The sequence below is a fragment of the Nitrosomonas sp. Nm132 genome (genome assembly GCF_900100485.1).
In the GTDB taxonomy this organism is placed as follows: Bacteria; Pseudomonadota; Gammaproteobacteria; order Burkholderiales; family Nitrosomonadaceae; genus Nitrosomonas.
Genome location: NZ_FNDH01000094.1, coordinates 1 through 3,697, shown reverse-complemented (window position 1 = coordinate 3,697; position 3,697 = coordinate 1). Strand labels below are relative to the sequence as shown.

General features: G+C 46.0%; 8 protein-coding genes. 2 read left to right on the top strand and 6 right to left on the bottom strand.

Features of this window, described 5'->3' with window-relative positions:
- Window positions 1-251: 251 nt before the first annotated feature.
- Complete coding sequence (locus tag BLP80_RS15420) at window positions 252-818, top strand: hypothetical protein (RefSeq protein WP_176754395.1); 567 nt, start codon at window positions 252-254, stop codon at window positions 816-818.
- On the opposite strand, the gene BLP80_RS14585 is transcribed toward BLP80_RS15420, so the two are convergent.
- The 4 genes from BLP80_RS14585 to BLP80_RS14570 form a co-directional block, all read right to left on the bottom strand.
- On the bottom strand, window positions 813-1,157 hold the full coding sequence (locus tag BLP80_RS14585; RefSeq protein ID WP_090544449.1) for a metallophosphoesterase: 345 nt from the start codon (window positions 1,155-1,157) through the stop codon (window positions 813-815). The two genes, BLP80_RS15420 and BLP80_RS14585, sit on opposite strands and share 6 nt — an antisense overlap.
- A 116-nt stretch (window positions 1,158-1,273) precedes the next feature.
- On the bottom strand, window positions 1,274-1,492 hold the full coding sequence (locus tag BLP80_RS14580; protein WP_090544447.1) for a hypothetical protein: 219 nt from the start codon (window positions 1,490-1,492) through the stop codon (window positions 1,274-1,276).
- An 8-nt stretch (window positions 1,493-1,500) separates the two neighbouring features.
- A complete protein-coding gene (locus BLP80_RS14575; RefSeq protein WP_090544445.1) occupies window positions 1,501-1,803 on the bottom strand; it encodes a hypothetical protein in 303 nt (100 codons plus the stop codon).
- Window positions 1,800-2,117 (bottom strand): transposase, encoded by a 318-nt coding sequence (locus BLP80_RS14570; RefSeq protein WP_090544443.1) that lies wholly within the window; start codon window positions 2,115-2,117, stop codon window positions 1,800-1,802. The genes BLP80_RS14575 and BLP80_RS14570 overlap by 4 nt, the downstream gene beginning before the upstream one ends.
- Before the next feature lie 34 nt (window positions 2,118-2,151).
- Between BLP80_RS14570 and BLP80_RS14565 the strand changes: the two genes are divergently transcribed.
- The gene (locus tag BLP80_RS14565; protein ID WP_176754394.1) at window positions 2,152-2,388 is read left to right on the top strand and encodes a transposase; all 237 of its coding nucleotides are present in this window, start codon (window positions 2,152-2,154) and stop codon (window positions 2,386-2,388) included.
- A gap of 43 nt (window positions 2,389-2,431) precedes the next feature.
- On the opposite strand, the gene BLP80_RS14560 is transcribed toward BLP80_RS14565, so the two are convergent.
- Both BLP80_RS14560 and BLP80_RS14555 read right to left on the bottom strand, forming a co-directional pair.
- Window positions 2,432-2,668: a hypothetical protein gene (locus BLP80_RS14560; RefSeq protein WP_090544439.1), complete on the bottom strand. Its 237-nt coding sequence runs from the start codon at window positions 2,666-2,668 to the stop codon at window positions 2,432-2,434.
- A 69-nt stretch (window positions 2,669-2,737) separates the two neighbouring features.
- Window positions 2,738-3,433 (bottom strand): hypothetical protein, encoded by a 696-nt coding sequence (locus BLP80_RS14555; protein WP_090544437.1) that lies wholly within the window; start codon window positions 3,431-3,433, stop codon window positions 2,738-2,740.
- Window positions 3,434-3,697 lie beyond the last annotated feature (264 nt).

Here is a 3,697-nt window from a genome sequence, read left to right as displayed (position 1 = left end):
TATGCCTTTATAAAAAGTCCGGATGTATGGCAGCAATCTTTACTTTCTCAAAATCATTAACTGAAAGCTTGGCAAAAAGTGGGCGTCCATGTATGCCTATAGCACATGCTTTCTGATTGCATCAGGCTCAACTTACGATGATGTAGGAAAAGCGTTCATGCTTCATCCATCATACTTTTTGTGAGAGACTTTTTTAGGAGTCGCCAGCGCTTTATCGATTCCCAAGCCATAGTCCAGGTACAGTGATAGCCTTGTTTGTCAAAGTCTTTCCACGTAACCTCAAGTGGCTTAACCTCACGAAACGCTACTGGCGTTGCCTGGAAGAAGCGCCACGTATCGAGCTCAACGCACGTAAGAAGCGCTTCCCATTTGGACTTGTCGTCATCGTAGCAACCGTAGGCGCAGGTGTCGATATTTGTCTGACCAAGAATGGTGAGGGGGCGTTGAATTATCGTGTGACCACTGACGATGTGACTCAGCTGGTCATTGAATATTGGAATACCGCGTGCAAAGCGATTGGCAACAATACGCTTAATCTTGTCCTCATCTGTAAGGTTGGCACGGTGGTAGAAGTCGTAATAAATGAAGCGGCTCCAAAGAAACCAGTCGCCGTTTCGATCCTGTATCTGGGCGTATTGAAGTACCTTCTGAGGATCAACCAAGTCGGTGTCGGTGATGACCTGGCCAGGTGGAAGCTCGGCGTGGATAACATGGATTTTCCTGCCACTCTTCAGCTGTACTGTGATAAGAAACGGCAGCTCGTTCACCAGATCCAGCATCTCAAAGAGTTCAAGGCTGCTGCCAGCTGGCGGTTATAGATGCCGTTTGTTCCAGTCGCTCAATGCTTTCTGGCCCCAGAAGCCACCATTCTGGAACCAGTAGTAACCCATTTCCCCACCATTGAACGCCTGCAGCATCATTTGCTCGTGATTGGAAAGTACAGCGTGAAACCACGGTTCATAGAGCAGCTCAAGGCACCGTTGGCTATCGGGTCCTCGATCAACTAGATCACCAACGCTGAAGATACGATCCTTCAGCGGGTTAAAATTCAGACCTTCCAGCAGCTTCTCCAGCGCAGTGAAGGAACCGTGCAGGTCACCGATGACGAAATCTCGGCCGTCAATATTGGGTTCAAATGATTGAATAGGGTTCTTCATCAGATAAGGGTATTGTTCAATAAACCAAAAATTGGCTAGAGTTCTCTATTATTTGCATGTGCTAGATTATGAGGAGCACGGGCATGCCTAGCAGGCCGTTGAAAAACTCGGTACTTTCAGCCTGAAACTATGTTTTTAAAGAAATGGCTGGAACGAACCTGAATTACCCGCTGATTTTTTCTTGCCCGATCAGCTTCAGCTTTGCGCATCCCACCTACTGTCTTCATCCAGTCAAATACTTCTTCGATCCGCTTGCGAGCCTTCAGACTGATCGTATAGCCTTCGCTCTGACAAATGTCATCCGGTACCGCACTGCTTTTGCGTTTGGCAGCCACGTGTGGAATTATGCCCGACTCTTGTACTGCCTTGATATGTGCATCAGTATCATAGCCGCGATCTTCTCCTGCTGTGGCTCCTGATTTGACATTAACTTGCAGCAGCTTGAACGATTCTTCCCGCTCGGCTGTGCCCCCGTCGCCGCTGATACACTTACATCCACCACCAGGCCATTACGATTCTCCATCAGCACATGGCCCATGTAGCAGAGACGGCTGGCATCACCGTCACTCTTGCATACCAGGCGAGCACCAGGATCAGTGGTAGATTCATGGATGGCATTTACTCTGCTTTTCTCCTTTAAAGTCACGACTTGAATTGCGCGTCACTGCTCAGTTCCGACCACGATGCCAGTTCCTTGACACCCGTGAAAAAATGCCCAGCCATCTTGTTGCCCAACAGACGATCGCGGTTCTGCGTAAAGGTGCTGTAATTCCATACCGCTTCGTCTATGCCCAGCCCAACAAACCACCGGTACAGCAGGTTGTATTCAATGTGCTCAACCAGTTGCCGCTCAGAGCGGATCGTAAACAATACCTGGAGGAGTGAAGCTCTCAACAACCGTTCCGGCGGTATCGAGGGGCGGCCTTCTTGCGAGTAAACAGCATCAAATTGCTGATCCATCCTATGCTATCTACTAACACTTTCAATGGCCTTAATGAATTTTAGTCTGCTACTGTCCTCGCTGACCTATATCCTGCTGGAGACCATACGGCGCCTTGCATTGCAAGGCACAGAACTGGCTCATGTCTATGTGGGCACATTACGCCTCAAACTGATTAAAATCGGTGTCGTCATCCTGCGCAATACCCGCCGTATTCGCTTTCTACTCGCAAGTGGCTGTCCTTACCAGAAACTTGTCTTCCAGGTCTCCGCCAAGCTTACTCCTGGATAACTCATTTCCATGATCATCACTGACTTTTACCGCATAAAATAAATCATGTGGTAGATGATTTATGTCCTGTAACTAAAGAAAGCCTCATTTCTGCCGCGACTTCGACCAGAAAATACAAAAAAAGCTCTTTGCTCAACAACAAATTATGAGTAGCAATACGATTCATACAAATGAAAAAATGAATATCCGACAAATCCCCTCCTGCTTGTAATGCTTGTGCAATATTGGGGCTAGGCGGCTCACGAATGGAGTTTCGCTGATGGACTCCCGTATCTGTCAAACTTTTACTGCCACCCCGGCATAGCCGGGGGATTTCCCGTCATGGGTTAAGTCAATAGTAGAATAATCTTTATTTCCCAAGCACTTCAGTCGAAAATAAAATCTGTGCTGCTCGGAAGTTCTTTATAATTGCTGCGCTGACGTTGGGGTAGTCAGGAGACTGGTCCCAGCTGCCTTCTATCGGGCTAACAGACGTAGTGTTGAAGTTTGCCAGTATTTTGTTATCGCCGGCAGATATCATATCAGCAGTAAACGTTGCGGTTGCCTCCGGTGCTCCTAGCGGAACAAAACCATAATACGATCGCACAGTACCGACCTTTGGCGTGTAAATAAACACAATTGCATCCGCTTTTTCATCTTTGAGCAAAGACTTAATATCTTTTTCACTAAAGTATCCTTCAGAAGATGTCGCTTTAAAGTCTGGTAGCTTTTCATATGTTAAGAGCGGTTCTATTTGAATCGTTTTATGCCCCATCTGATTTAGCTTAGCTTCGAGGTCTTGTTTAACCGTAATCGCCTCTTCAACCTTAATCGTTTTCAAATGACCTTCCAAACCTGATGCCATCATGGTATTGATCGCGCTATCCAATAAGCCCTGTGCTCCTACTTTATATGCTGCTGCCTGTGCAGGGGCAGGATCCATCACTACTGCAATCGTCTTCGAGCCTGATCTCCAATAATTGCTATCAAGCTTTACCTTGGGCCCGGCACAAGCGGATAGCACAATGGCGATAAATATATACAGAATAATTTTAGTTTGAGTCATATTTTGAAACCTTCTCATACATTAATTCTTCTTAATTTATTTTTGGGTTAAGTTTGGAGTAGGGAATCAATTTCTTCTTTGAAAGAAATTTATATCCATCTAATCACAGTAAGAAATAGTGAGGCTATTTAGTTGGGTGTATCAACAACTTCAGACAACCTGATCTCGGAGCATCCCTCGTTTTTAAAGCATTCTAAAGAACAAATATAAATCAATCGATTACATGTGCCAGGGGAGGAGATACAAAAATAGGCAGTCAAACAA

Coding starts and splice junctions, on each gene's coding strand:
- BLP80_RS14585 (WP_090544449.1), bottom strand. CDS start 1,157: ATGAAGAACCCTATTCAATCATTTGAACCCAATATTGACGGCCGAGAT.
- BLP80_RS14570 (WP_090544443.1), bottom strand. CDS start 2,117: ATGGATCAGCAATTTGATGCTGTTTACTCGCAAGAAGGCCGCCCCTCG.
- BLP80_RS14565 (WP_176754394.1), top strand. CDS start 2,152: ATGAATTTTAGTCTGCTACTGTCCTCGCTGACCTATATCCTGCTGGAG.
- BLP80_RS14555 (WP_090544437.1), bottom strand. CDS start 3,433: ATGACTCAAACTAAAATTATTCTGTATATATTTATCGCCATTGTGCTA.